Raw genomic sequence first — 24962 nt, 5'->3', positions numbered from 1 at the left:
ACAAGTCTAATAACCACCCACAAATACTCACATGATATTTCCTATTGATATATGTGCGGTAGAGCGTTCGCCTCCGGCGTTGGGCTTTGCCGAATTGCCTCCAGTTGGCAGAAGCCCCGACGAGCAAGGTGTAACGTTCTACATAAAAGTCACAACTGTAACTCCAGTGTGAACGCCTCGTGAATCACAGACCAAGTCATTAACTCATTAATTGCAGGAGAAAATTTATCATGTCAGACGAAAAGATTAGACAAATAGCATTCTACGGTAAAGGTGGTAAGGTTGGGTTTCGTTCCTCAACCCAGCAACCCAACAATTTGATTCAGCATAAAGCAGAAAAATAGATAAAATTTTGCCGTATTTGTTTGCATATCCCAGTTTCCTCTGGTTAACACTCCACATTTGTCCAAGTTTTATACTCTAGTTCTTTATAAGAGCTTTTTCTGCTTTTCCGTAATTACACAATTGAAAGACAAATATTATACTTATAAGATTTTTACAGATTGTAACTGCCTATGTATTTCTATAGAGAGATGATTTTTATGTTTAAAGGAGACCACATATACGTAAGTTTTTTCTTTGATGGCTTTCCTGTCACTCATCATGGAGTTGACTGTGGTGATGGCTACGTCATTCATTACGATATGCAAAGAGTTTCCATCATTCCTAAGCATAAGTTTGGTAAGGGTAGAGCAATTCATGTAAAAGAGTATGGCAAGTGCGATGCAAATGATGTTGTTATACAACGCGCTAAGAGCAAGTTATATGAAGAGGAATACAATGTTCTTTTCAACAACTGCGAGCATTTTGCCTACTATTGCAAAACAGGTAAGCGTGAAAGCGAGCAAGTGAAAAAGTGGGGAGCCATTGGCAGTGGTATGGTTGCTGGAAGTATTGTGGGTTTGGGGACACAACTTGCTACTCAACAAGCAGCTCAAGTTGCCTTACAAACTGTCAGCCCAGTGTCACAAACAGTCATAAATACAGCCATTCAACAAGCCCCTGCTGTCGCTGGTCGCGTTGCTGGTAGTATTGCAGGGTTGGGTAGTTTTGTTAGTGGTATAGCAACCAATTTAGTTGTCGGAAAAGTTTTAGAAGATGATGAAACTTTACCCAAACGTGAACGTGAAGCCAGAAAAAACGCCAGAATAGCAGGCAGAGTTGCATCAACTAGTGGAGGAGTTGTTGGTACTCTGGCTGCTGCTATGCTTGGTGGTAGTGCTGCTGTTGCTATTGGTGTGGCTGCCCCAGCTTTATTGGGAATAGGAGTTGGCTTATTAATTTATCGCTTCATTAAGGGTAACCAAAATCAAACGGATGCCCTATCTGCATCAAGTCTCACTTTCTCGAACTGATTGAACATCCAATATCATTGATGGTTTGTTGGGTAGAGTTCCTCAAGACAACCTACCCATGCGATCGTCGGTTATTTGTTGGGTAGAGTTCCTCAAGACAACCTACCCATGCAATAGAGCCTCTACAAATGACAAATGACCAAGGACAAATGACAAATGACAAATGACAAATGACCAAGGACAAATGACCAATGACAAACCACAACCAAAACATTTGTGATTTTTTGTTTAACTATCTTTTAGTAGCAAGTCAAATTCAGCTTTTAAAGCCTTGAGATCTCCAATTCTGGCTACAAGTAAATTATCGCTTCCCGCATCTATTAAACGCGATTTCCAATACCAGATAGTCTCTGCGTTGTTCATCCAAAACTCAATCACGCTGCCGATCGCATCATCTTTATCCCAACCCCACTTTGGCGGTACTGGTTCTACAGATTTAATGAAAGCATCAAGGGTACACTTGTGACTGGCAATATATTCCAAGGCGAGTTTTTTTGATTTTTGCAAATTCTGCTGTTGGTGATTAAAAAATGTCAAAACTGGAGATACACCTACAATTTCAAAGATATATTTCATTTTCCACCTCAAAATTTTTGAATGATTTGTTGGCAATCTTAATTATTTAAAACCTGAAAAAGCCCTTTATCTGCGTCTGTAAAAAGATGCATTTGCCCTATATCTTAGGTATTAAACTACTAAGAATATTGGCACTTGAGCCTTATCAGTGCTAAATCCCATTCGGGAAAAATTAGCATTGTATTGCGTTGAGTGCTAAAGTTTGTTTAGTAAGAATTTAGCAGTTGTGTCCATTGAGTGCTAAAGTTTATAAGGGTGTTTATTCTAAATTATTAGAGAGTTTTTAAACTTGAAAAGTGTCAAATAGTACTTTTAATAATTCTTTAAACTTTGTGGTCGCAGACTTTAAAGGCGAAACAGCAGCTTTGTTTGCCGCTGGTTTGTGGGCTATTGCATCGGTGATATACGGTCGCTTGGGAGAGCGTATTCCACCTTTACAACTTAATCTCATTAAAGGCATTGTTGCGATCGCCTTCCTTTTGCTCACCATCTTAATCAGCGGAGAATGGTTCCCTAACATTCCACTCTTGCCTATGAGCCTGCTCCTTCTGAGTGGTATTGTAGGTATTAGCTTGGGAGATACAGCTTTCTTAGCGGCTATAAATTTTTTAGGGGCACGTCGCGTTTTAGTTATAGGAACCCTTGCCCCACCAATTGCAGCAATATTAGCACTGATTTTTATTCAAGAAAAATTAAACCCAAGTGCCTGGTGCGGAATTCTGCTAACTATTATAGGAGTGGCTTGGGTAGTGACAGAGCGCACTCCGGATACAACAGGCAATACCACAACGCATCTATGGAAAGGAATCGGTTTTGGTTTGCTATCAGTCATGACAAATGCAACAGGGGCTGTGCTCTCCCGCGCAGCATTCGCCAATACTAGTATTAACCCATTGTGGGCAGCTTTGTTGCGGTTGAGTGCAGCGGAGGTGATTCTTCTAGTGTGGCTATCTTTAGGTACCAAACCAAGTGACTACCAATTCAAAACATTACAATCGGTGCGAGTTATCTTAGTGGCAATCTTTGCCTCTTTCTGCGGAACTTATTTGGGAATTTGGTTGCAACAGATAGCTATTAAATTCACAGCAGCTGGAATTGCTTCTACTTTGATGCAGGCTAGCCCGCTGTTTGTGATTCCTCTTTCTATTTGGATGGGAGAGCGAGTGAGTCTTAGAGCGCTCGCAGGTGCTGTCGTTGCGATCGCCGGTATCGGATTACTATTTTACCTTAAATAGCGCCAGGTAAAAGCGAACAGACGGAAGCCTTTTATGAAAGCAGACTTTTTTGTATAAGTAAGTCGGTACAATAAAACATAACTAAGTATACTTCTGTTAAGAGCCTGAAAACCCAGTAACTACTAACCACTAACTACTAACAGCCCCAACTCCTAGTTGTGTTTATTCACACCGACTAATTTATATTGAGATGTATTGCGAATTGCACCCGATGACTTAGCTGAAAAACCCATATAATATCCTGGTGAAAAAGCCAGAAACTTAATTGTTGCTTTGTAAGCGCCAGTGTTTTTTAGTGAAGACGAACATGAGCAGAGCTAATAACACATAAGGTGTTACTGTCGATGGTTCTGGTACCTTCTTCACTTCTTCTGGAGGTGGTGTACCAACAGGAGGCACAGGTCCTCCAGGTGGCTGGGTGGTTCCAGGTGGTACAGTCTCTCCAGGTGGCTGGGTGGTTCCAGGTGTTACAGTCTCTCCAGGTGGCTGGTTAATTCCAGGGGGTGGATTGGTGGTAGTGGAGGATGGAGGAACGACAGCACGTGCTGCGGTGGAATTATTTCCCCCGTCATCCCCGCCAACCACAAAAAACAGCAATGCAAGAAGAGGTAGGGCTGCTAAATATGTGGGGAAGGAAGGACTCCGAACTGTTGCTTGTTCGGGAGCAAGTTCCACAGCAGCAAGCTCTTCTGGCTCATCTGGAACCAATGTCGTAAAACCTGCCACACCGAACTCTTCCACATCAACAGTATCTGCTAGAAGTAGAACACCTTCTTCGTTGTTAAGATTTTCCACAAGATATGGTCTTCCAAAATCTTCGCCACTACCTTTACCGTAGTAAGGCATAGAGAGAACTTTAAGAATACTCTCTTCCAGTTGTGCCGTATTCCCACTGTCTAAAGCACGCATTCCTTGAGACAGGTGCTTCCAATAATAATTTTTCAGCTCTGGTTCTAGCCCTAAAGCTTGAAACTGCTTCTTAAAATCGGGAATTTTTGCAACCTCTTCTAACAACAGACGTCCAAAGGCGTATTTTAAGTTCAGCAAACCACTCCGAGGATCGAGAGCGTTACTATTTCCCTGCAATGGTGCCCAGTAGAAGTTTTTAGTGACTTGCCCTAGCCCTTGTACGGGAGTTCTGCCGACGGGTTGTCCAAGAGCATATCGATACCCATCCACAATGGCAGGGTTATCGTCTTGCCAGAATGAGGTGTATGGAATTTGTTCGAGATTGGGGTTATTACCGTAAAACGTAGCAAATTGGCGGAAGTTATCCTCTCCACCTGCTGCACGCATCAGCAACTCTTGGTAGCTAGGTCCATTGTTGGCTGCCACTAATTCCTGGAGTACTGCTCCAGTCTTGTTGCAAGCTGCACCAAATCCGACGGCGCATCCAGCAATGCCTCGCATTTCCCTCAAATCCCGCCCCGACAACTGGTAATTCAGATAATTTGTCTCCAGCCCTGGTTGGATGCCATAGGGCCCAACATTTAACTGGGCAGAAGCTTCTTGCGGTGCAGCTACGGTTGCTGCCAAGGATGAAACCGCACAAGCAATTGATGTAACTGTTGATTTTTTCAAGGATAATCACCTCCGTTAAATGACTATGACTGAGTTGAAGAAACTGTAGAAGAGTCTAGATTTTGTGGAGAATTGATGTTAATCGTGATCCCCGTACCCTTAAGCTTTTCCCCTGCAATCGGGTGATATAGGACGAAACCACGATTGGGTTGGTCGAAGAGATAGCCGCGACGCGAGGCTTCTACTTTACCTTGCTTGATCAAAGAAATAAAAGATTCTAAATATCTCTGTATACTCTCTCTGTTACCCTGATTGGCTTTCGTGTGATTCTGAATCAGGAGCATAAATAACTCTAGGCTGCGGTTGTCTTGTCCCTCCATGAGGCTACCTTGGTCTAGAAACGAAGTCGCTATGAGCTTTCCATCTACCTGTTGGACTTTAAACAGGGTGTAGTAGCGTCCTTGTTTTCTTGGATCGCTCGCGTAACAAGACCAAGAACCATCTGAATTTTGTGTAAAACCTTGTTGTGCAAGGTAGGAAAGTGAAGATTGATTTTGCTGGTTTTGTAGTGGGGGTAATAAATTCTCGACAGCATCAAACGCACAAATTCTTTGTACGGTTTTTTCTGGAGCAGTTTTTGGCGGCTCCGCTGCGATTGAATTGTTAGATATAGCAGTAATTGCGGTGACAGAAAACACAAATGTACTAAACAGATGAACAAATATATTATTCACGTGTTTTTTCCTTATATGTAAGTTAATTGCAGGTTACCTGCTGATTTACTCTGGGTAGAGATTCATATTTAATTTGATATTTCTTGATCCAATTATGTAGTTACTATTTCCGGATTTACATGAATTCCCATATAAATCTTTAAAAATCGTGTATAAAATAAAGCTAGCTTCACAAACTCTAAGTCATAGTTGCATTATTCCTCGTCCGTACAAAAAAGGAATTTTGTTTTGATAAAAATAAAGAATTTTCATATCTTCCACTATTTTTCTACAGAAAACAAGGGGTTCTGGATTTTCTTTCTTAAAAAAATGATTTAGGTATTTTAGGGTATACGTGTTTTTGCAGAGACAACGGTAGTTAAAATATTGTCTCATAACCCCATCAGGGTAAGAAGTTATTTGTAAAGTGCATTTTGCCCCACTGAGAGCCAATTTTAAAGTTGACTTTATAAATAATTTTTAGAAGAGTTTTTTTGTAAAGTCAACTCGTTTTGTGAGTTTTTCACAACACATATGCACTCGGATTATGTTGTGATTCAAATCACAGATATCAAGTGAATTAGTGTATTGAAGAAGCTTATTTATGATAGATTGATAATTTTACAAATGTAGAAAAATAAGTTGATAAGTCGTTAGATCTGTTTAATCAGACGCAAAATAGCCATAGCTAACTCATATTAAGTCCGGTTAATTAGTTATTATTAAACAATAATCGCAAAAACCGGAAAACCCGCTCCCCCTCTCCCCATCTGCCTTAATGATAAGTCTTTACCCGGACATGATATCAACTGGCTCAACAGGTTTTGCAATATGTTTTTGGAAATCAGCTGCAAGTGCTTGGTTTTGGTTCATCTGTTCCGCGTAAGCAGTCAGGGCGATAGCTGGAATTTGTCCGCCTTTTTGGGGCGATCGCTTTCTAACTTCCCGCAAGAGCATATAACCATCCATCTCGGGCATACCATCGCTTAACAGAATATCTGGTTTAGAATGAGTCAGGACAGTTGAGGAGGTGGGAGGACGAAGGTAAAATTACGCTCGAGAGCTCACCGCAGGCGGAGAAGCGAAGGTACGACGTTGCTAAACTTCTAGGTACAACCGAACGAAAAGGAAAAACGATCTGTTATGCTTTGGGTAAGTACTCGACCGCAGAAAGACGATTTGCAACGTCAGTCTCTTGTGCTTGCTGGGTACTGCTCTAGACAAGGTTGGGAATACGAAGTTATTACTGAATATTGGCTCAGGAATCAACACTCAACTTACTTTAGCTTAAACCAAAAGAAGCCCCACATCTGACCGAAGGCAGTGTGGGATGAATTTTGGGGCAATCAAGCCACGTCCCCCGATCAATTTCCCCCGTCGATGAAAGAGGGAGTGGGGACAGTGACTTGATTGCCAATTTCTGCGTTGGGAAGGCGGTCAATCCAGTCCTCAACTATGGAAGTGACTGTTTTATCTTTGGAAGCTGCATATAATCGCAACTTATTTAATCTCCTCTGTGACATCCGCACATTTAATCTAGTTGTTTTCATGTTTGTTTACCCAATGTTATCACACATATGCTAGCATAGATGAAACAAAGGAGGTGATTATAATGTTGCTGAACTATCAGTACCGCGCTTATCCGAATACCAATCAAAAACTAGAATTGAATTCTTGGTTAAGAATCTGCAGGTACTGGTACAACAATCAACTCGGAGATAGGTTTGATTGGTGGGAGAATAACCGTAGTCGCATTGACGCTTGTTCAATAATCAGTTGTCCATTGCCTCAACTACGAGAGCGCCCAGGTTACTACTTGCAAAAGAAACAACTCCCTAATTTTAAAGAAGATTTGTTTAAAGTGGGTCATTCTGGAGAGTTGTTAGATTTTTCTCGCGTTCCTTCGCAAACATTGCAAGATGTTTCTAAGCGAGTAGATAAGGCTTTTTCTCGTTTTATTCAAGGAGACATTAACGGCAAGCATAGCGGGAAGCCACGTTTTAAAAATGCGGCACGTTACCGTACCATGAGGATTGAGGGACAAGCTATAACCATTGAACGAATTGAAAACAATTGGTTGTTCTTGTCAATTTCAAAGCTTGATGGTTGGATAAAAGTCCGCTTACACCGACCTTTACCCAATGATTTTGTACTGAAAAATGCTTTATTAACTAAAAAAGCTGATGGATGGTATTTGACAATTTGTCTAGAAGATCCGAATGTACCTGAATTCACTCCCGATCGGATAATACCCACTTGGGATAACACTTTGGGATTGGACGCAGTACTACATGAAGATGATTATTTGGCAACTTCAGAGAATACCAAGTTACCTTCACTAAAGTCTTTCAGGAAGTCGGAAAAACGTTTGGCTAGGGTTTCTCATCGTAAATCAGCTAAGAAAAAAGGTAGCAAGGCAAGACGTAAGTTAGCCAAAAAAGAAGCGCGAGAACATCAACGTATTGCCAGGGCGAGAAAAGACCACGCATTTAAGACGGCTCACGCTCTAGTTCGGACAAATAAAAAAGTTTTTATTCATGAAGACTTAAACTTAAAAGCTTTGTCAAAACGAAACAAAGCTAAACTCGATGAGGACGGCAAGTATTTACCAAATGGTCAGTCAGCCAAATCGGGATTGAACAAATCCTGGTTAGACGCCGCTTTTGGACAGTTTTTTACAATCCTAGAATACATAGCTTCAAAAGCTGGGGCTAGGGTCATAGCAGTGAAAGCTGCGTATACATCTCAATTGCTCGCGTATCGTGACGAATTCATCTTCATTGATTGCGATATCCGCGAGTACTGGGACGAATTTGAATTGCTTTGGGTTGACCGCGACATTAATGCCGCTATCAATTTAAAGCGTGTTGGGCTGGGACTGTTCCCAACAATAAAACGCCGTAGAGGGAATCCAGTGGTAGGTGACTCTACTACTAATAGTACCTCGAAGGAGGTTCTGGAAGTATTCAAAATGCGCCAGAAGCCTACACCGACCAGCTTGCTGGCGGTGTAGGTAGTTCACTGACCCCTCATATCCGTAAAAAACGCAGCGCTGTCGGTTCTCCTAGCCTTAAGGGCGTAAATCCTTAAGTTTGCCAAGGTTTTGCGTAGCGCAAGACAGGTTTCCTAGCTTCTCTTACTGCACTTCTTGTCTAATTTGTCAATTTTGAGGTGGGCTGCCAAAACAAAACAGGGTGCAGAATGGGGGATATAATATTGGTAATAATTTTGAAATAGATAGTAATATTTCTACAGTAGGAAATCTTAATCAAATACAACAGCTTGCAACCTAGAGTATCGGTACAGAAATCATAGAAACCTAGTTTTTTTGTAGAGACGCGCTGTTGGAAGCATCTCTACATGACGATATCCGGATGTTCCTGTCCCAAATTCTGACTTTTCACTAAAGTGCGGGAGTAAAATCTTTTTGCCAGTATAGACGCTTTATGCGTTCGCGAGTAAGTCCTAGCGGTTTGTCAAAACGACCTAGCTGTATTCCTGTAAGCTTTGTATCCTGGTCAGCTATTCCTTCCAGCATTTTTTTATCTAATCTGGTTTCATAATCTAATAAAAAGGTTGCTAAAGGATTTAGGAGACGACTAAATACAGATAATTCTTGAGACATAAAAGAAAACATCATTATTTCCGTTTCTTGCTCGCTTACTGGATTAAAAACTACAGTGCCTTGCGCCTCTCCTTTCCGACATTCAGAAGAATTGAAAGAAGTCCAGTAATTTCTAATATTAACTCTTACTGGAGAAAAAAGAATTTCTAGTTCGCCCACAAACAAATCACCGCGCTTGTAACCAAGGAGATACTCTAACAACCTAGGCATCTTCTTCTGCGGTCCCTTATTAACAATCCGAACTGCATCATCAGTAGTTTCAATGTGACTTTCAACTAGGGATATTCCTTCTAAGTCGTGTCCAAGGAGAAGATGAGTCGTGCAACTGTGCTCAATTTCAGAGAAGTTGTCCACTACTAATTCCAGAGGTGCTCGAATGCGGTACTGCAGAGTACATACTTGGTGAAGCCCAGGTTGAGCAAGCGTCGGTAATTCAGCAGTGGATTCGTGTTCCTTAACCCAAATTGCACGGTAGCGCTCGGTAACTTCGTAAGATTTGACGCATGGATGGAGTGCTGATGTGCTGGGACTACTTCCTTTCCCGCTTCGATCAAAGCTCCAACCGTGATAAGGGCAAACTAGACGATTTCCCTGAACTTTGCCTCTGCTCAATCGCATTCTGCGATGTGGACAGCAGTCTTCCAAGGCTGCTAATGTTCCATCTTGACCTCGAAAGATCGCCAATTCTCTGCCACAGAAATTTACACTAACTGGCTTACGTCCCAAATCCTTTGTTCGCAAAACGGGATGCCAGAATTCAAGCGCTTTCATTTAATGATACCCTCATTGATTCGTGTGCTAAATATAACCATATTTATTTGGGTGTAGGGGGCGCAAAGTCTTGCACCCCTCACCAGCTTAGACCTTTCTAGCTACAGCACGATAACCGTTACCGCCATAAATCCGCTCAATTTGTATATCTTCAAACCCTCCTTGCGTTAAATGTTCGGTAATTTCTTCAGGCGTATATCTGTGGAAAAGATCTATATCGAGTCCTTTTTCAAGATCGCGGAATCCAATAGCAGTCATTGGATAGATTAGCCGCATGCGGAAAATACGGTGCAACAAATTGATGTCATTGCGTTTTGATTCCACTTGGCAAGCATCGACGAAAATGTCTCGAACAGACCAAGTTTCACTAGGTACAGCAAACACAAATTTGGCTCCTGGCTTCAGCAAATTGCCAACTTGTTTAACTGCTGCTTGCCTTTCGGACTGCTTCGGAAGCATATAGATAGAAAAGTGAGAGACTGCACCATCAAAAACTCCCAGTTCCAGCTCTTTTAGGTGACGCATATCGCCCTGCTTAACAGTAATCTGGTCTGCAAACCCAAGTTGCTCAGCTCTATACCGCGCTGACTCAGCTCCTCCTGTACTAAGTTCTACTCCAACTAAACGCCCACCCTTAGCTAACCACGAACGAGCATGATAGAAGAGGCGACCATTACCACATCCGACATCAAGCACTCGGTTTGTTGGCTTTGGTGCTAATGCCTCAAAAGCACCTTTGATTGAGAGATCGTAATTGATTGGGATAACGGGATCAAAAAGACCAAACCGATAGAAGAAAGACCAAGCAGACTTTTTAGTCAATAAAACTGAGCTTGTCATGTAAATTACCTCTAAATTAAAAACTTTTGGACATCAATGCACACATCACTTAATGGCAAAACTAAGCAGAGCGTTCTCAATTGAAGAGGGAGGATTGAGAAATCCACTGCGGATAAAATAGGCAAAATAAGTGTTAAGTAACTCCGAACTGACTGGGGGGCAATAAATATGAGAATCTGCTAAATATTTCATGGTATTTTGACAATCAAGTTTTGGTCGTTTCATTTGATCGGATACTCCCTCAGTAGATATATTTCCAGTCCCAAAGAAAAGAGAAGCCAGTGGATACAAAGCATTATTTTCAGATTGATGAATATTTTTGACTAGTTCTTGTTGCCACTGATTGTATGACTTCTTTACCAGAGGATAACCAAAAGATTTCATCCAATCAACAATTTCATTCCAATTAATAGGATAAGGATTGACTAAATGAAATGTTTTTCCTAGCGAATCTTGCTGTTTTGAAAGATACACAATAGCTCTACTTACATAATCTACAGGGCTGATATCTATTAAACTATCTACATCTGGGGCACTACCCAACTGTATACAGCCTTTCATCATTCTCCAGATAAAATCATCTGTGTTACCAACACCTTTTTGACTATGACCTGCTACGTTTCCCGGTCTATATATAGCAGTCGGAATGCCTCTAAAATTTGCTTCTGCAATCAATTTTTCAGCAACCCACTTGCTTTGGGCATAGCCTCTAAACAAACCTTGAACGCGATCGAGGTCATAGTCTTCTCCAATAACCTGAGATTCAGCAAAAGTGACTGATTCAAATACAGCAATTGTAGACGTGAAATGTACGGGTTTTACCTTAACTTGAGCAGCTAATCGCAAAACTTCTTGCGTTCCCAAAACATTGCTTGATTTAAGTACGCTGTATGGATAAGTAAAATTAACAATTGCACCATTATGGTAGATGGCATCAATTTGGGTTGCCATCGTTTGATACTGGCGAGATGAAAGCCCTAGAAATGATTTTGATAAATCACCAATGACTGGTATGATTCTAGCGCTAAAACCGTGTTGCCAAAGGTCATAAGCTTCTAGATTTCGTCGAATTCTCCGCTTACCTTCCTTAATATTCTTTGAGCGGACTAAACAGTAAACATTCGCTTCAGTCTGCTGCAGAAGCTCATACAGTAGGAATGCTCCCAAAAAGCCTGTTGCTCCAGTCAAAAGAAAGTTAGCTCCCTCAGTTGTCACTGACTCAGCAACAACTCCCTGAGGTTTAATGGTAGCATCTAAAACAGCTTCTTTTTTGATATCAAAAAGAGAAACTACTGATTCAACAGTTGTGTCTTGACGCTGAATAGTTGTAACGACTTCAGCTAACTTAGCCACTGTCGGCGCTTCAAACAAGCACCTTTGGGGCAGTTCAATGGCAAAAACACTCAGTAGTTGAGAGATGAGCTGGGTAGCTATTAGAGAATTACCTCCTAGATCGAAGAAATTATCATGAACACCTATTTGCTCAATACCCAGTAACTTTTGCCAGATTTGGGCTATTTTTTGCTCAATTTCGTTGGATGGTGCAACATAAGTATTTTGCAAGCTGGGTCTTGAATGTAGCGAAGTTTGCGATATCTCTTCTGAATGAAAATGTTCTGTTCTTTGTTGTGTTTTAAGCTGGTTATGTTGAGTAATAGCTAGTGGTGGATCAACCCAATATCGCTGACGCTCAAATGGATAAGTTGGTAATGGAAGACGGCGATGTCGTTCGCAAGCATAAAATGCAGACCAATTGACCTTGATACCCCTCAACCAAAGTTGACCCAAGATACTTAGTAACAATGCCATGTCTGATTGCGTATTGTTAGGATGACGCATCGAACACAGTACATCTGATGCTGCTGATTTCTCTAAAGTTAACTTAGCCAACGTACTTAATGTCGATCCCGGACCAACTTCTAGCAGGATGCCATTCTGTGCTTGAGTCAGTTCTCGTATCCCTGCCATAAACTGTACTGTTTGCCGTAAATGCTTGCTCCAATAACTGGGGTCTGTTGCCTCTGTATTGGTAATCCAGGTACCAGTAACGTTGGAAATATAGGGGATTTTAGGATGATGCAGTTTTACTTTACTGACCAACTGAGTAAAAGTTCCCAAAATTACGTCCATGCTACTAGAATGAAAAGCATGGAAAACACGCAGGCGACGGCAAGTAACGCCTATGTTAGTTAGCTGGTACTCCAGCCTGTCTATATCATCTTTAGGACCTGAAACCACACAAAGATTTGGAGCATTACTTGCAGCTAAAGAAAGTTTACTTCCCAGTAGCGGTAGTACCTCCTCTTCTGACAGCGCCACAGTTAGCATAGCTCCACTAGGTAACTGTTGCATCAATTGACCTCGGGCAACTACTAAAGCTAAAGCATCTTCTAAGCTAAAAACATCAGCCAGACATGCTGCTACATATTCGCCCAAACTGTGACCGATCATCGCATTGGGTTGTATGCCCCACTCCATCCACAATTTGGCTAGAGCAAATTCAATAACGAAAAGTACGGGTTGTGCTATGGAAGTTTGGCAAAGTTGTTGTGCTGCTGTTTCGCTCTCGTTTGCACTTGGATACAGCAAAGAGCGTATATCTAGCCCTAAATGCGGCTTGAGCAGTTCTGCACAAATGTCTACTTGTTTGCGAAAAGTTGATTCAAGCTCATAGAGATCCAGTGCCATATTCACATACTGTGAACCTTGTCCTGGAAACATGAACATTATAGGGCGCTGCTTGGGTTCTTGGTAGAGTGTCAAAACTCGTTCTGGATTCAGTGACTCTAGAGCATTTACAGCATCATTGAGATTGTCGCAAACTAGCATACGTCTATAGTTAAAAACCCGCCGACCTACTTGATAGGTGTAAGCTACATCAGCAAGATTAAGGTCGGGATGCTGTTTTAAATATGCAACTAAATTCTGTGTTGCAGTTTCGAGTGCGGAGTTGGTTTTAGCAGAAAGGAGTAACAGTTTCCAGGGTTTTGATTTTAGGGAAGACTCGGGAATGACTGGAGCTTCTTCGAGAATGATGTGTGCATTTGTACCGCCAATTCCGAAAGAACTGACCCCAGCCCGTCGAGCACCCTTGCTGGCTTTCCAGTCTTTTAATGTGGTGTTGACATAAAAGGGGCTATTGGCAAAATCAATCCGAGGGTTAGGACGTTGGAAGTGTAAGCTGGGTGGAATTAATTTATGGTTTAGCATTAAGATGGTCTTGATTAAGCTGGTAATGCCAGCTGCGGCTTCCAAATGACCAACATTAGTTTTGACTGAACCAATAGCACAAAATTGTTTAGTCTTGGTACTGGCGCGAAAAACTTGAGTCAGAGTAGATAACTCAATCGGGTCCCCTAGGGGAGTTCCTGTTCCGTGTGCTTCGATATAGGTTATTGTCTCTGGATCGACTTCTGCAACAGCAAGGGCTTCTGCAACTACTTTTGCTTGACCATCGACACTAGGCGCTGTGTATCCAATTTTTGAAGAGCCGTCATTATTAACTGCTGACCCTTTGATAATAGCATAAATCGAGTCATTATCCGCGATCGCATCAGCTAGCCGCTTTAAGACAACAACTCCCACACCGCTGCCAAAAATAGTTCCTTGTGCGTCAGCATCAAATGCCTTGCAATGTCCATCAGGGGAGAGAATCGAACCTTTTTCATAAAAGTAGCCTGTTTTAGAGGGCGAGGTTATTCTCACACCTCCTGCCAAAGCCATATCACACTCGTGATTTAACAAGCTTTGAGAAGCTAAATGAACAGCTACTAGTGATGACGAACAAGCTGTCTGAACACTTACACTTGGCCCTTTTAAATTTAATTTGTAGGAGACGCGGGTTACTAAATAGTCTTTATCGTTACCAATGATAGTTTGGAGTTTTCCTACAGATTTTATCAGGTCGTGATTGGGATAGAGATTGAACAGCAAATAACTGCTCATACTCGTACCTGCATAGATGCCAATGGAACCCTCGTATGATTCAGAATCGTAGCCTGCATTTTCCAGAGCTTCCCAAGCACAATCTAAAAAAAGACGATGCTGCGGATCTGTAATTTCTGCTTCTCTGGGACTAAAACCAAAAAATGAGGCGTCAAACAAATCAGTATCTGCTACTACAGATGCTGCTTTAACATACTTAGGGTCAGCTAAATCGCTGGGATCTACGCCAGCCAATTTAAGTTCTTCTTCAGAGAAAAAAGAAATTGATTCAACACCATCCCGTAAATTTTGCCAAAATTCATCAATGTTTTTAGCACCAGGAAAACGACCAGATATGCCAACAATAGCTATCTCATTAGGATAATCACATACAACAGAAGTAGCTTCACTCATGGAAATGCCCTTTGCTCTCCTACTTACCCATGCTTCTGACTGGATTTTTTACGCTGACCCATAGCGCCTTTGCGAGCTTCAGCTCTTTTATCAGCACTTTGTAAAGTCTGCTGCTCGTCTGCGTCCTGACTCAAAAATTGCGCCAAGGAAATTAGCGTAGAATATTGGAAGATTTCAACAATGGAAATATCTCTGTTAAAGGTCTTTTGTAGTTTGTTGTGGATTTGAACAATGTGTATGGAGTTTGCACCTAAATCAAAGAAATTGTCGTGGATACCAACGCGCTCCACCTGCAGCACTTCCTGCACGATTTCCGTGAGAATCAGCTCAATTTTAGTGCTTGGTGCTACATAATTGACCTTCTTATCTAGGTCGATTTTTCCTGGTTCGGGGAGAGATTTACGGTCAACTTTGCCGTTAGATGTTAGGGGAAGGGCATCAAGGAACACTACATTTGAAGGTACCATATAATTGGGTAGTTTTTCCCGAAGAAAGCTCTGTAAATCAACGGCTAACGAATCATTACTGTTAGATAGTTTACCAGACGAAGAAGCCGCAAAACTTGATGGCTGCCCATCAAATGATGGTTTTTGAATGTTTTGCGGATCGATGACACCACCTACTAAAGAATGAAGCAAAATATGGCTTTCTTCTAATGCAAATAAATGGCGAATGCCTTCAAAATTAAGTCCACCTATTGGGCAAAGACCAATTTCATGAGCAGGTGCTGCACTCATCAGTAGTTGAGCCATGTACCCGGCTTCAAGCAAGCAAAATTCTTTGGATAGTTCTCCATACATTGGAGCGATCGCATTGAGTTGTCCGATCAAAAAAATTGAAAATGCTGACCCGTCAAAAGCACCGCGATTCGCCTGAGTATGAACATCTCCATCAATGAGAGTATTCTCCGAAAGCAAAACAAGGGAATGCTCTTTAGGGTGATAGTAGTATACTCCTGCTGATAGTCCTTCGACTCCATTAGGCTTGATATAGATATAAGTCTGTACTGGGTACAAGCCACCAGCAGAGGCATACTGATACTTCGGTAAAGCATCAAGCTCCACATTATAAAGGCAGCTAAAAAACTTGCTAAACTTCTCAATGGAAATTGGGCTATCCAGAAAATCTCGATAACTGCGACGTTGAGTATACTTTGAGATGAAAGCTTCATCAAGTTCAGGTTGTGAAAGTTGGATATGAGGTTGGTCGAAGTCCCGTCTTAGCCCAGCTTGTTTAAGTTTAAATTCCAAACGCTCGAGGGGGTTGAGGAGAACATCTTTAAGCTGACCTGAATCAAACTCTCCAGGTAGTTTCTGCTTTAACGAGTTTTGTATATCATTGCCTTGTGAGTGCTGTTGTTTGGGAACAACATAAGCAAGCAAACGCTCGTTACCAGGAGTACCTACCGTTGTAACGACACCGGTTTGTACAGCAGGATGCTGTCGCAAAACCATTTCAATTTCACCGAGTTCAACCCGGAGACCGCGCAGTTTGACCTGAAAGTCTTCTCTTCCAAGAAACTGAATACTGCCATCTGGGAGACGACAACCGAGATCTCCACTTTTGTACAAACGTTCTCCCGTTTGGGGATGGTGAATAAATTTTTCCTCAGTCTTTTTTTGGTCCCGCCAGTAACCCCGCGCCAATCCTGCACCGCCAATATAAAGCTCTCCAGGCACCCAAGTCGGGCAGATATTTAGTTTTTCATCCAATATATGATATCGAGCATTAGCTAGGGGACGACCGTAAGGAATACTTTTCCAAGTGGGGTCAACGATTCCAATCGGGTAGCAAATATCCCAGACAGTTGTTTCAGTGGGACCTCCAGCACCAATCACCTGAACATTATGGACTAAGGATCTAAGCCTGTCTGGCAATGTTACCGGAATCCAATCCCCAGACAAAATAGCTAACCGTAGAGAATGGGGTACAACGTTGTCAGGATTGGCAATATTTTCCAAATGCTCTACCAACATTTGCATAAATGCTGGGACTGAATTCCAAAGCGTCACTTTTTCCTGACGCATCAATTTCACCCAGTGGGAGGGATCGCGAACTGATGCAGCATCAGGTAAAATTAAAGCCCCACCAACAGTCAGAACACCAAATATATCGTAGACAGACAAGTCGTGATGCAGAGATGTTAAGGCAAAAACTCGGTCTTGAGCACTGATATGAAAGCGTTGATTGATGTCAGTTATTCTGTTAACAACACTGCGATGCTCAATCATGACTCCTTTAGGGAGACCTGTAGAGCCTGATGTATAGATAACGTAGGCTAAATCCTTTGGGTTTTGTATGGATTCAAGCAGGCCATCGCTAAAATCCTTCCAGTCTTGCCGATCTATACAGAGTCGTCGAATGCGATCGGGCCAATTCATCTTATTGTCCAGCCAAGATTGAGTCAGTACAAACTCAACTTCCCCATTTTCCAGTAGAAACCACAGGCGTTCTTGCGGAATATTGGGATCGATGGGAAGATAAGCAGCACCAGATTTAAGGATACCCAAGACTGCCACAATTTGCTCCCATCCCTTCTCCATGACTATAGCCACCAAGGTGTTGGGTCGAGCGCCCCAATTACGTAATTGCCAACCCAATTGCTGGGAACGGCGATCCAGTTCCTCGTAGGTGAGAGTTAAAGTGGTTGTGACCACTGCTGGATGGCTGGGTTGTTGATTCGCACGTCGGGTAAACAAAGTATGCAGCAGTTCGTTGGGTATATCAGCCTCTACACTATTAAGTACTGCTATCTGTTCGAGTTGTGTAGGAGGAATTAAGCAAATGTTAACTTCTGGCCAACTGTTGGAATCGTTTGCTAAATGCTGAAGCAACCGACAGTAGGCGTCGAACATATCTTGAAGTAAACCTTCAGGAAAAATAGCTTCAACTGCATCCCAATTAAATAATAGTACTCCATCCTCTTCAAACACTTGGTGGTCTAACCAAACTTGAGGCGTTTGGCTAATGCTATAAACTTTTTCTCCTAACTGAGATAGTGCATTCAGACCTTGAGTGCTGCCAATTGAGTCGAGAGCACTAGTGAACACGATCGGCATGATAGCTTCACCAGTTTGACCCCAATACTGAGTTAGCTCTCGTAAAACTTGAACTCCACTCACATAACGGTGCTCAAGATCCCTCCAAAGCTGTTTCTGAATTCGCTGAGCAAAAATGGCAAATGGATCTGTTGTTGAATTGTCTATCTCTAGCAGAATAATTGAAGTAAAGTCACCCAGAATATTATTCACTTGAGGGTGAATGGGAAGGCGATTGAACAGTGTTACGTTCAGGGTGAAGTGGGGACTTTTGCTCCATCTTGTTAAGACGTCAGCGTAAGCAGCTAGTAATATTCCAGAAGGGGTGAGTCCTGCTTGGCTGGCTCTTGTTTTAAGCCGGTGCCAAGTTTCTTTATCTAACTGAGCACTTAAGCGGCGAAATTGAGAATGCTCTGCACCTTCAGAAAGTTGAACAAATGGTAAATCAGGTGCTGAAGGAAGGTTTACCAAACGCGATCGCCAATACTCTAGTGACTGTTGATACACGTGAGAATCTCGTAGAGCCTCTAAAGCCCGGACATAGTCTCTATAAGAGAGTTCCAGTGGGGGTAGTGGTACATCTAGATCCTGATAGAGCTGTATCCATTCTCGGATGAGGATCATAAAACTTCCAATATCAATGTTTAAAGCATCGACACTTATGTGAAGTCGGATGAGGCGGTCGTCCAAGCGAGAAGCACATAGCTCAAACAGGGGCCATTGGTCAGCAGGTAATACCTGATGGGAGAGGCGAAGGCGAGTAGCTAACAAGTGGTTCTCTACTGTAGTGCGATCTTGGTTCCGCAGATCAAAAACTTTGATTTCATAGGGAGGAACTTGCGCCAGAATTTGTTGTTGTCCATCGGGTAGCACAATGGCTCGCAACATATCGTGACGGTCAACTAGGCGCTGCCAAGCCACATTCAATAAGGGCAAATCCAGGTGGCTACTTTCAATTTCCACATAAGCATGGATAGCTACATTGCCTCCCTTAAAAGCTCCCATGCGCCCAATCCAGTAAGCCTGTTGAATCTCTGTAAGTGGAAACGGCTGGTGGCGTTGTTCCGGATTTGGTACTATTGTAGCTAATTTATCTATAGGCTTCCTTGATTCTACCTGCTCAATTTCAACTTTTTTTTGTAGCAGTTTTGCCAATAGAGCACGCTTTTCTTCTGACGGCAGAGCGTCGGTATTTTTTGGGGAAATACTCATTGCTGTTCTTCTTCTAATGTTAATTGGGTAAGTAGCTCGTTCACTTCTGAATCCGACAGGCGATCGATTTCTGCAAGGAGCTTTCTTGCCTGCATTTGGTCGTTTATTTTAAGGTGCGTTGCCAATAAGCGATCGAGTATTTGTACGGCAAGCTGTGCAACACTATTTCCCTCAATAAATTTTACCAGAGGAACTGCAACTCTCAAAGTGCTTTCCAGGTTATTTTTCAGTTCCACCGCCATGAGAGAATCTAAGCCAGATTGATTGAGAGGTAAATGAACATCAAGTTTAGAAGGCAACACTCTCAAGACTTTAGCAACTTGTTCGTGTACAAAACCTTCTAACAAAGCAAGTCGAGCGTTTGGTGCTGCGGCCAAAATAGCTTCTTGTATCAACACTTCCGATTCTGTTGTCTTGAAGAGATCGAGCGTTTGGCTAAAAACTTCAGCAACTAATGGTGAGCGATCGATATTTGAATACGCTTGATGCCACTCTAACCAGTCAATAGGCAAAACACCAACTTGGGGTATCTGTTGTTGAAGAAGATATTCTAGGACTTCCAACCCCTGCTGATTCGTCATGCTGCCTAATGCTCGTGGGTCAAAATGTCCGGCTTGGCTGGTTCGAGCTGCCATACCAACTTCAGCCCAAGCTCCCCAATTAATGCTGAGTGAGGGTAAACCTTGAGCATATCGATAGTGGGATAAAGCATCAAGAAAGGCATTAGCAGCAGCATAATTGCTTTGACCTGGGGAGCCGAATAAGGAAGCAGCTGAAGAGAACATAACAAAAAAGTCAAGGTCTGCATCTGCTAGTAGCCGGTGCAATAACCAAGTTCCCAAAACCTTAGGACGTAAAACTTCTGTAAATGCAGTCGTGTCAAGCTTGAGTAAAGTACTGTCATGCAACTGTCCGGCTGTATGAAATATACCACGAATTGACGGCCAACCATCTTGCTGAATCTGTTTGAAAAAGGAGGATAGGTCTGCTTCGTTAGCAACGTCTACAGCAGCATAAAGCACGTTTGCCCCCATTAACTCTAACTCTTGAATCGCTTTGATTCGATTTCCTACAGAATCACCTGTTTTCACTTGATTCCAATGAGAAGGTGGGGGCAGTTTTGTACGTCCTAATAACAATATGTTTTGAGCTCCTTGCTGCACCATCCAACGAGCAACTTGGAGTCCCAAATCACCAAGTCCTCCAGTAATGAGATAGCTAGCATCATCTCGCAATTGAAGCGAGTGTACGGGCTGCTCAAAGCTGTGTTGACGATTTAAGCGGGGTACATAACGCTGCCCTTGTCGGAACGCAAGTTGTTTCTCGTCGTCCGGTTGCCAAATGGTTTGAAACAAGCGAGAGCTTTCTTCTACAGGTGCTTCAGGATCTAGATCGACTAAGCCACCAAACCATTCAGGATGCTCTAGGGCAACAACTTTACCCATTCCCCAGAGAATTGATTGCGCTGCACTCATATCGGTAAGCTTTGTAGTGACTGGTTGAGCGCCACGGGTAATAAGCCATATCTTAGGTGCGTGCTTCCATTCAATGGTACTTAAGGCTTGTAAAAGCAACAATACGCTTTGACATCCCAAGGTTTGAGATGCTTTTAATGAAGCTACAGAGGTTTGTGTTGCGGTTTCGGCTATCAAACTCCAAAGATGCACTACTCCACAGGGTTGTTGCCCATTGCCACAAATGTCATTGAGCAGTTGCTGGTAATCTTCAAAACTCTCTGGGTCGATCCAGGCTTGTTGCTTGTCAGAAGAAATGCCATAGCTTTTGCTAGGAGACACGATCGCGCAGTTTTGACCCTGAGCTTGAAACAAGGTAGCTAATTCTTGCCCAACAGCGCTGTTTTTTTCTGCAAAAATTAACCACTTGCCTGGGCGAGGGCTTGCAAGGGGCTTTATAGACTTATCTGGAGCCGTTTTTGCTTTGGGCTGCCACTGTAATTGATACAGCCAATCCTTAAAATAGCTTGGAACAGGGTTTTGTGCAAGGCGCTCAAATCGCTGTAAACGCAAACCCAATATTTCTACAATAACCTCTCCAAATTCATTCAGTAAGTAAATATCTCCCTCAAAAGAGTCTGGGTCTGCTTCTACATTTGGACGAAGGCAAGTATAACTCCACAATCGAGTACTGACGGGGCGATAAACGCACACCTTTTCCAAACGGCTAGGTAAATATGTAACACCACTAACTAATTGGGAACTATTTGAGGGAAGAGCAAGCGCTAAAACCTGAATGCAAGCATCAAGGAGTGCAGGGTGGATCTGATAAAGAGTGGCTTCTTCCTCTAGTAGTGGAGGAAGTTGGATATTACCCAATGCTTCGCCTTTACCGCAATAAATTTGTTGTGTTCCTTGGAAGCTAAGACCGTGCTCCATACCCCGAATACGCAAAGTTTCATAAAATTTAGCAGAAGATATTGCTTGTGGGCAGCGGTCTTGGATATCTGTGAGGGACACTAACGACGTCAATAAAGAGTTACCAGTCGTCACGTTGTTGCCGATCTCTCCCTTAACGTGTAATGTCCACTGGTTGAACTCGCGATCGCAATCATAACGCTGACTGAGAATTTCAAAAGTCGTTTGTCTGGAAGATCGGTGAGGAGAAACCACTAGCTTAATAGTACGCGTTTCTGTTTCTGACAGAAGCAGCGCTTCTTTAAGCTCAATATTTGTAACAACGGGATGAATTGTCTCAAAGATTTCTGTTGCCGCCGCCAAGGCCATTTCTATATAACCAGTCAACGGAAAAATAATCTTTCCGCGAACTCGGTGATCTCGCAAATAGGGCTGATGGGATGTGCTGATTTGAGCTTCAAATTTAATTTCAGGAATAGCTATGGATTGTGTCATTGTTTACCATTGGTTGCAACTAAAGTGGATATACGCCGTCCCAGCAAAGGATGAATAGGGGTATTAGACTTTTTATTCAAAGGACTCTTAGTAGTAGGGGAGTAAAATTGAGATAAAGGTGATTCGTCAAACCAGTAACGTTCTCTTTCAAACGGGTAAGTCGGTAATGGAAGACGGTAACGAGGATAATCACGGTCAAATTCAACCCAATCTATATCCAGACCTTCACAGTATAGAGTACTCAAACTCTTTAATAGTACTTGCCAATCATTTTGCCCCCGTGCAAGAGAAGGCAACCAAATTTCATTATCTTGTAACAAGCACTGCTTACCTAGTTTTGAAAGAGTGGGGTTTGGGCCAACTTCCACAAATAGTTTATAGTTGTTTGCCGCGAGTGATTGAATTCCAGCCATAAATTGGACGGGTTGGCAAATATGTTCGCACCAGTAATCAGCATCTAGAATCTTCCCTGGTTCTAATATCTCGCCTGTAAGGTTGGAAACCAAAGAAATTTGTGGGGCGCTAAAGTTAATTCCCCGTGCAATTTGTCGGAACTCGTGGAGTATGGGCTCCATGAGCGGAGAATGGAAGGCATGAGAAACTTCCAAAGGTTGGACAGCAATTTGCTGCGATCGCAGCTCCTCAATAACTGCTTGCATTGCAGCAAATTCTCCAGAAATTACAGTTTGCTGAGGACTGTTAATTGCAGCAATAGAGACCAACCCCGTGTAAGAAGTAAGTACTTTAATAACCTCAGCTTGATGAGTTTGCGTAGCTGCCATCATTCCATTTCGGGGCAAAGACTGCATTAATCGTCCCCGTTGTGCAATTAACTTCAGCCCATCTTCCAAGCTGAATACTCCCGCTACGCAAGCTGCTACGTACTCCCCAACACTGTGACCCATCACCGCCTCAGGGACAACTCCCCATGAGCGCCAAAGTTTGCTCAACGCATACTCCAGAGCAAATAACGCTGGTTGTGCGTACTGGGTTTCGTGTAACAAGGGCGTCGTTTTGGATGCAGAGAAAAGCACTGAAAGTAACGACTGCTGAAGATAAGGACCGAGGATCTCATTGCATTGGTCAAGAATTTTCCGAAATGTCGGTTGAGTGCCGTAAAGATGACGGCCCATTTCCAGGTATTGAGAACCTTGACCCGTAAACAAAAATGCAACTTTTGCACGGTTATCTGTCTGCTTGCGAAACCGCACTGTTCCAGAAAATTTTTGTTCTGTAACAAATGCTGCTAATTCGGCTTGCATATGACTCAATGAATCAGAGACGACAGACAAACGGTGAGAAAAATGATTGCGTCCGGTATTAGCAGTAAAGCAGACATCCTCTAAGTTGTGAGCAGGATGCGTAACGAAATGTTTTTCAAATCTGCTTGCCAGTTGTTTTAAAGCTTGCGGGCTCTTAGCAGACAACGTCAGGATATGAAGGGGGCGCTGTACTTCTACAGGCACGCGTTCTTGGATTGGGGCTTCCTCAAAAATCACATGAGCATTGGTGCCGCTAAACCCGAAAGAACTTAATCCAGCATAGCGTCGTCGCCCCCGGTTGGGCCAAGGTCTCAACTTGGTTGAAACCTCCAAGGGGATATTTGCCCACGACACTTGAGGAGTGAGTTCTTTAAGATGTAAATGAGGGGGTAGTTCTTTATGCTGTAAGGACAGAACAACTTTCATCAGACCTGCCATCCCAGCTGCCGCTTCCAAATGACCAATATTGGTTTTGACTGAGCCAATCAGCAATGGACAATCGTGAGAAAGGTCTTTGAATACTTCCCCCAAAGCCTGCACTTCGATAGGATCTCCTAAAGCAGTGCCCGTGCCATGAGCTTCTACGTAATCAATGAGATCGGGGGTAAGATCGGCATTGGCTAATGCTTGACGGATAACCGCCTGTTGAGAAGGTCCATTAGGGACAGTGAGACCGCTACTTGCTCCATCTTGATTAATAGCTGTCCCTCGGATCAGTGCTATAATATTATCCCTGTCCCGCACAGCATCCGAAAGACGTTTGAGCACTATGACGCCACAGCCTTCTCCTCTAGTAAAGCCATTGGCAGCAGCGTCAAAAGTTTTACAACGACCATCACTGGCTAACATTCGAGATTTAGCAAAAGCAATACTAGCATAAGGCGACAAAATTAAGTTAACACTGCCTGCTAAAGCCAAATTTGATTCACCACTTCGCAAACTTTGGCAGGCTAAATGAAGAGCCACTAGAGATGAGGAACAGGCTGTGTCAACTGATAGGCTTGGTCCTTTCAACCCAAAGCTGTAGGATAGACGACCAGACGCAACGCTAAGAGCATTTCCTGTAGCCCGGTAAGCGTCAATGCTTTCAAAATAGTTTCTCCGCATTTGCAGATAGGTGTAGTCATTAGCACAAATTCCTACAAATACTCCTGTTTGACTGCCAAATATCTGCTTGGGTGCCAAACCTGCATTTTCTAAAGCTTCCCAGCTGACTTCTAACAGCAATCGTTGCTGAGGATCGATGCCAACTGCTTCGCGGGGAGAAATGTTAAAGAATGAAGCATCGAAAGTATCTACCTCGTCTAGAAAAGCACCCCACCGCATATAAGTTTTACCGGGGGTATCTGGTTTTGGATCGTAGAAAGCCTCAACGTCCCATCGGTTCGCCGGCACAGGAACAATTGCATCTACTCCATTGCGGAGCAATTGCCAAAACCTTTCTGGGTTACTAGCTCCGCCTGGAAATCGACAGCTCGTGCCGACGATCGCGATTGGCTCTTTACGGGAGCCCTCAATAGTCTTAAGTTTAGCACGTAGAGCTTTGATTTCAAGTAGAGCATTTTTCAGTACAGATTGGCGATCGGGAATTTCGGGGAGTGTATTCATC

At 42.9% G+C, this 24962-nt stretch carries 14 protein-coding genes and 1 pseudogene; 4 read left to right on the top strand and 11 right to left on the bottom strand.

Going from position 1 to position 24962, the window contains the following annotated elements:
- Positions 1 to 31 precede the first annotated feature (31 nt).
- Together ACYRY3_RS44370 and ACYRY3_RS44365 are read left to right on the top strand one after the other, a co-directional pair.
- Entirely contained in the window at positions 32 to 172 is a 141-nt protein-coding gene (locus ACYRY3_RS44370; protein WP_460208224.1) for a hypothetical protein, read from the top strand.
- A 370-nt stretch (positions 173 to 542) separates the two neighbouring features.
- Positions 543 to 1355 carry a lecithin retinol acyltransferase family protein gene (locus ACYRY3_RS44365; protein ID WP_460208223.1) on the top strand — a complete coding sequence of 271 codons (813 nt, stop codon included), beginning with the start codon at positions 543 to 545 and terminating at the stop codon, positions 1353 to 1355.
- A 228-nt stretch (positions 1356 to 1583) separates the two neighbouring features.
- Here ACYRY3_RS44365 and ACYRY3_RS44360 read toward each other — a convergent pair whose 3' ends face one another.
- Positions 1584 to 1931, bottom strand: coding sequence for a hypothetical protein (locus ACYRY3_RS44360; RefSeq protein ID WP_460208222.1), 348 nt, complete (start codon positions 1929 to 1931; stop codon positions 1584 to 1586).
- 296 nt (positions 1932 to 2227) lie between these two features.
- On the opposite strand from ACYRY3_RS44360, the gene ACYRY3_RS44355 reads away from it, so the two are divergent.
- Complete coding sequence (locus ACYRY3_RS44355; protein WP_460208221.1) at positions 2228 to 3166, top strand: DMT family transporter; 939 nt, start codon at positions 2228 to 2230, stop codon at positions 3164 to 3166.
- 261 nt (positions 3167 to 3427) lie between these two features.
- On the opposite strand, the gene ACYRY3_RS44350 is transcribed toward ACYRY3_RS44355, so the two are convergent.
- From ACYRY3_RS44350 to ACYRY3_RS44335, 4 genes and pseudogenes are all read right to left on the bottom strand, one after another.
- On the bottom strand, positions 3428 to 4747 hold the full coding sequence (locus ACYRY3_RS44350) for a hypothetical protein (RefSeq protein WP_460208220.1): 1320 nt from the start codon (positions 4745 to 4747) through the stop codon (positions 3428 to 3430).
- Positions 4748 to 4770: 23 nt separating this feature from the next.
- A complete protein-coding gene (locus tag ACYRY3_RS44345) occupies positions 4771 to 5421 on the bottom strand; it encodes a hypothetical protein (protein WP_460208219.1) in 651 nt (216 codons plus the stop codon).
- Between the two features lie 768 nt (positions 5422 to 6189).
- Positions 6190 to 6417, bottom strand: a pseudogene (locus tag ACYRY3_RS44340) (response regulator); the annotation flags it as partial.
- 347 nt (positions 6418 to 6764) lie between these two features.
- The gene (locus ACYRY3_RS44335) at positions 6765 to 6950 is read right to left on the bottom strand and encodes a hypothetical protein (protein ID WP_460208218.1); all 186 of its coding nucleotides are present in this window, start codon (positions 6948 to 6950) and stop codon (positions 6765 to 6767) included.
- A gap of 62 nt (positions 6951 to 7012) precedes the next feature.
- On the opposite strand from ACYRY3_RS44335, the gene ACYRY3_RS44330 reads away from it, so the two are divergent.
- Positions 7013 to 8413: an RNA-guided endonuclease InsQ/TnpB family protein gene (locus tag ACYRY3_RS44330; RefSeq protein WP_460208217.1), complete on the top strand. Its 1401-nt coding sequence runs from the start codon at positions 7013 to 7015 to the stop codon at positions 8411 to 8413.
- A 390-nt stretch (positions 8414 to 8803) separates the two neighbouring features.
- Here the strand turns inward: ACYRY3_RS44330 and ACYRY3_RS44325 are convergent, their stop codons facing one another.
- From ACYRY3_RS44325 to ACYRY3_RS44300, 6 genes are all read right to left on the bottom strand, one after another.
- Positions 8804 to 9796 (bottom strand): Rieske 2Fe-2S domain-containing protein, encoded by a 993-nt coding sequence (locus ACYRY3_RS44325; RefSeq protein ID WP_460208216.1) that lies wholly within the window; start codon positions 9794 to 9796, stop codon positions 8804 to 8806.
- An 87-nt stretch (positions 9797 to 9883) separates the two neighbouring features.
- Complete coding sequence (locus ACYRY3_RS44320) at positions 9884 to 10636, bottom strand: class I SAM-dependent methyltransferase (RefSeq protein ID WP_460208215.1); 753 nt, start codon at positions 10634 to 10636, stop codon at positions 9884 to 9886.
- A 45-nt stretch (positions 10637 to 10681) separates the two neighbouring features.
- The gene (locus ACYRY3_RS44315; RefSeq protein WP_460208214.1) at positions 10682 to 14974 is read right to left on the bottom strand and encodes a thioester reductase domain-containing protein; all 4293 of its coding nucleotides are present in this window, start codon (positions 14972 to 14974) and stop codon (positions 10682 to 10684) included.
- A 23-nt stretch (positions 14975 to 14997) separates the two neighbouring features.
- Positions 14998 to 19224 carry an amino acid adenylation domain-containing protein gene (locus ACYRY3_RS44310; protein ID WP_460208213.1) on the bottom strand — a complete coding sequence of 1409 codons (4227 nt, stop codon included), beginning with the start codon at positions 19222 to 19224 and terminating at the stop codon, positions 14998 to 15000.
- On the bottom strand, positions 19221 to 22091 hold the full coding sequence (locus ACYRY3_RS44305) for a type I polyketide synthase (RefSeq protein ID WP_460208212.1): 2871 nt from the start codon (positions 22089 to 22091) through the stop codon (positions 19221 to 19223). The genes ACYRY3_RS44310 and ACYRY3_RS44305 overlap by 4 nt, the downstream gene beginning before the upstream one ends.
- Positions 22088 to 24961, bottom strand: a complete 2874-nt coding sequence (locus ACYRY3_RS44300) for a type I polyketide synthase (RefSeq protein ID WP_460208211.1) — start codon at positions 24959 to 24961, stop codon at positions 22088 to 22090. The genes ACYRY3_RS44305 and ACYRY3_RS44300 overlap by 4 nt, the downstream gene beginning before the upstream one ends.
- Between the last annotated feature and the right edge of the window lies 1 nt (position 24962).

It is taken from the genome of Scytonema sp. NUACC21 (assembly GCF_054684315.1).
This window is presented reverse-complemented; position numbering and strand designations above follow the sequence as displayed.

Excerpts from the sequence above, each read along its gene's own strand:
- ACYRY3_RS44370 (WP_460208224.1), top strand. The coding sequence starts at position 32 with ATGATATTTCCTATTGATATATGTGCGGTAGAGCGTTCGCCTCCGGCG.
- ACYRY3_RS44365 (WP_460208223.1), top strand. The coding sequence starts at position 543 with ATGTTTAAAGGAGACCACATATACGTAAGTTTTTTCTTTGATGGCTTT.
- ACYRY3_RS44360 (WP_460208222.1), bottom strand. The coding sequence starts at position 1,931 with ATGAAATATATCTTTGAAATTGTAGGTGTATCTCCAGTTTTGACATTT.
- ACYRY3_RS44335 (WP_460208218.1), bottom strand. The coding sequence starts at position 6,950 with ATGAAAACAACTAGATTAAATGTGCGGATGTCACAGAGGAGATTAAAT.
- ACYRY3_RS44330 (WP_460208217.1), top strand. The coding sequence starts at position 7,013 with ATGTTGCTGAACTATCAGTACCGCGCTTATCCGAATACCAATCAAAAA.
- ACYRY3_RS44325 (WP_460208216.1), bottom strand. The coding sequence starts at position 9,796 with ATGAAAGCGCTTGAATTCTGGCATCCCGTTTTGCGAACAAAGGATTTG.
- ACYRY3_RS44320 (WP_460208215.1), bottom strand. The coding sequence starts at position 10,636 with ATGACAAGCTCAGTTTTATTGACTAAAAAGTCTGCTTGGTCTTTCTTC.
- ACYRY3_RS44315 (WP_460208214.1), bottom strand. The coding sequence starts at position 14,974 with ATGAGTGAAGCTACTTCTGTTGTATGTGATTATCCTAATGAGATAGCT.
- ACYRY3_RS44310 (WP_460208213.1), bottom strand. The coding sequence starts at position 19,224 with ATGAGTATTTCCCCAAAAAATACCGACGCTCTGCCGTCAGAAGAAAAG.
- ACYRY3_RS44305 (WP_460208212.1), bottom strand. The coding sequence starts at position 22,091 with ATGACACAATCCATAGCTATTCCTGAAATTAAATTTGAAGCTCAAATC.
- ACYRY3_RS44300 (WP_460208211.1), bottom strand. The coding sequence starts at position 24,961 with ATGAATACACTCCCCGAAATTCCCGATCGCCAATCTGTACTGAAAAAT.